This is a genomic window from Arthrobacter sp. Br18, assembly GCF_000520555.1.
In the GTDB taxonomy this organism is placed as follows: domain Bacteria; phylum Actinomycetota; class Actinomycetes; order Actinomycetales; family Micrococcaceae; genus Arthrobacter_D.
The window spans coordinates 1-2,713 of the sequence record NZ_AZSA01000304.1 but is presented as its reverse complement, the minus strand read 5'-3'; the positions used below and the strand labels follow the sequence as shown (position 1 = coordinate 2,713).

The 2,713-nt window shown below is 65.6% G+C and carries 4 protein-coding genes; all 4 read right to left on the bottom strand.

Annotated elements, in window-relative coordinates:
- Positions 1-139 precede the first annotated feature (139 nt).
- Positions 140-640: a transposase gene (locus tag Y704_RS24795; protein ID WP_216698940.1), complete on the bottom strand. Its 501-nt coding sequence runs from the start codon at positions 638-640 to the stop codon at positions 140-142.
- On the bottom strand, positions 637-1,224 hold the full coding sequence (locus Y704_RS24790; protein WP_051476615.1) for a hypothetical protein: 588 nt from the start codon (positions 1,222-1,224) through the stop codon (positions 637-639). Before Y704_RS24790 ends, Y704_RS24795 begins: the two co-directional genes overlap by 4 nt.
- Entirely contained in the window at positions 1,121-1,609 is a 489-nt protein-coding gene (locus Y704_RS23140; protein WP_216698939.1) for a hypothetical protein, read from the bottom strand. The genes Y704_RS24790 and Y704_RS23140 overlap by 104 nt, the downstream gene beginning before the upstream one ends.
- 150 nt (positions 1,610-1,759) lie before the next feature.
- Positions 1,760-2,713: molybdopterin dinucleotide binding domain-containing protein (locus tag Y704_RS0102485; RefSeq protein ID WP_026548941.1), on the bottom strand; the 954-nt coding region annotated here is incomplete at its 5' end.

The following is a 2,713-nucleotide window of genomic DNA, read 5'->3' as shown; positions in this document are numbered from 1 at the left end:
GAGAGCTCGGCCGGGTGCTGTGCCTTGGGCCAGGGCCCGTGCACCCGGGGTTTCGGATTCCCCTGGCGGTGTTGGGTCGCCCGCGAGCGGCCCACCAGCTTGCAGGCCTTCACCACCCCAATCAGCGGGCTGAGCTCCGCTACGCTCTCTGCTTGCCAGCACTGGTAGCCGGTGCTGGTGATGAGGCGTCCTTCGATGAGAGAGCTTCCAAGAACGCGACTCCTTTTCCCAAGGTATCCAAGGCGGCATCCGAAGAAACCAGCTTGCCGCGGGTCTTCTCGTGCGCGGTGCGTTCCGCGTTTAGCTCCTTGGTCAGCTGATCAATCTGGGCCTGTTCGGATGTTTTCTTCGGCCGGCCACGGCGTGTACCTGCTGCCGGTTTGTCCAGGGTGCCAGCTTCGAACGCGGCCCGCCATTCCTGGATATGGGAGTCGTAAAGCCGTTCACGGCGCAATACCGCACCTTTGGAACCGTTCGATGCTGCGTCGTATTCCTGGACGATCGAGCGTTTGAACTCGGCGCTAAAGGTCCTGCGTGCCTGCCGATTGGTGCGCGGGCCCTGCTGCGATGCCTCCGGGTCCTGGCCGCGTGGTACTTCCAGTATGGGCTCGCTGGTTCCTGCTGATGTATTGATGGTCATGGCGTAGTTTCCCTCCTGCCTTCAGCCTTCATTCTCGTTAAAGAAGCGGTCTCTAACGAGTCTGGCCGATAGGGGGGCGTCATGGACATCAGCGCGACCATGGCGGAATGACTGATCGCGATGCACGCGACGGCGTACCTGGCCGCCGGGTTGTCCCGGAGGATCGCAAGGGCGCGCCTGCTGGAGGGCTTTCCGCCGGCACCGGGCTCCGGTTCCTGCGGGTTTCCGGGGCTGCTGGAACTTTCCGCGGGCAGGGTTGCCGCGATGGGTACAGCCGCGCCGGGCACAGCCACCGGGGCTGCTGCGGTCACAGCAGCCGCCGAGTGCGCCGTCGTGCTTCGCTCCAGTGCGGTGAGCAGCGGATCGGGCCGCAAGCCCACCGCGTAGCCCAGTGCCGCTGCTGCCTGGGCGGCAATGGAGAACACGAAGCCGCCGCTGAGGGCCGGCAGGCCCAGGACGACGGCGACCGCCTGGCCCGGCTCAAAGAGGTTGGGGCCGAGGACTGCGCCCACCGTGGTGGACCACACGATGATTGAGAGGTCCCGGCCACGGGTGCCGGAGGCGGCGAGGTCGGTAGCGCGCAAAACGTGCCTGGAGGCTTGTGGCTCCACCGGCGCCGAGCAGCGCCAGGGACACGAGCAGGAGCCAGAACAGGGACAGCGACGCCGCGGTGACAGCGAGGATCGCTCCTCCCCCCGTAACGGTGGCGCCGGTGGACAGGGAGACCCGACGTCCACGATTGCGGGCGAGGGTTGCAAGCGGGACCGCAGCGGTCGCTGCGCCCAGGGTACTCATGGTGGCTGCCATCCCGGACCAGGCACTTGAGCCGGAGGTCTCGGCTGCGAGCAGTGCACCAAGGGAGAGTGTTGCGCCCATTCCGATTCCGCCGAGGATCTGCGCGAACACCAGGACACGGAGAACTCGTTGCTGGACGGGATCCTTCGGCGTACCTGTCCTGCTTCCGCTCACCCTGGTGCCTGCCTCGACTCGACTGCTGGAACCTGCCGCTTGCGCGGGCAGGTTCCAGCAGTCTATAAACGCGGGCGCCGCCTGTCGTCGAGGCCTACCGTCCCGATCCGCTCAGGGTCCGGCAGTTTCCGGCGGAAGGCGCCGCTTGCCTCAGATGCCTACCGTCTCACTCTGTGTTTCCGGCTGCACCGCAGGTTTCCGGGCGAGGAAGGTGAAGTCCTCCTTGTCGGTGGACGTGTCGACCGCCGGGGTGAGCCGCACGATGATCTGCTTCGACACCGGGGTGTTGCTGCCCTCGGCGACATGCTCAAGGGGCACCAGGACATTGGCCTCGGGGTAGTAGGCAGCAGCGCAGCCGCGTGGGGTGGGATAGGACACCACGCGGATCTTGCTCCACACCCGGTCCACACCGTCCTCGTAAATGCCGTGCAGGTCAACATTCTGGCCGTCCTCGAGTCCCAGCTCCGCAATGTCCTCCGGGTTGACCATCACTACATGGCGGCCCTTCTTGATGCCCCGGTAGCGGTCATTGTGGCCGTAGATGGTGGTATTAAACTGGTCGTGCGAGCGCAGGGTCTGAAGGATCAGCGTTCCTTCCGGCCGTTCCACGGGCTCCAGGGCGTTGACGGTCAGCACCGCCTTGCCGGTGGGCGTGTTGAAGGTCCGTGAATCCCGCGGGCCGTTCGCCAGGACGAATCCGCCCTCCTGCCGGATCCGGGTGTTGTAGTCCTCGCAGGCTTCAACGACGTGGGAAATGTGGTCGCGGATGAGGTCGTAGTTCTTCTCGAAGCCGGCCCAGTCGGCGTCGATCTTGTCCCCGATCGTTGCCAGCGCAAGGCGGCTGACAATGGCCGGCTCCGACAGCAGCGTGGGAGCCACGGGCTCTACGCTGCCCCAGGAGGGGTGGACGGCGCAGACGGTGTCCTCGACGGAGACGAACTGTTCGCCGGTCTCCTGAATGTCGATCTCGGTGCGGCCCTTGCAGGGCAGGATCAGCGCTTCCCTGCCGGTGATGAGGTGGGAACGGTTGAGCTTGATGGAGATCTGGGCCGACATCTCCAGGTTCTGCATGGCAGCCGAAGCCATGACGGTGTCCGACACCGC

Bases quoted from the DNA above. Each gene is read 5' to 3' on its own strand.
- Y704_RS24795 (WP_216698940.1), bottom strand. From the start codon at position 640: ATGACCATCAATACATCAGCAGGAACCAGCGAGCCCATACTGGAAGTA.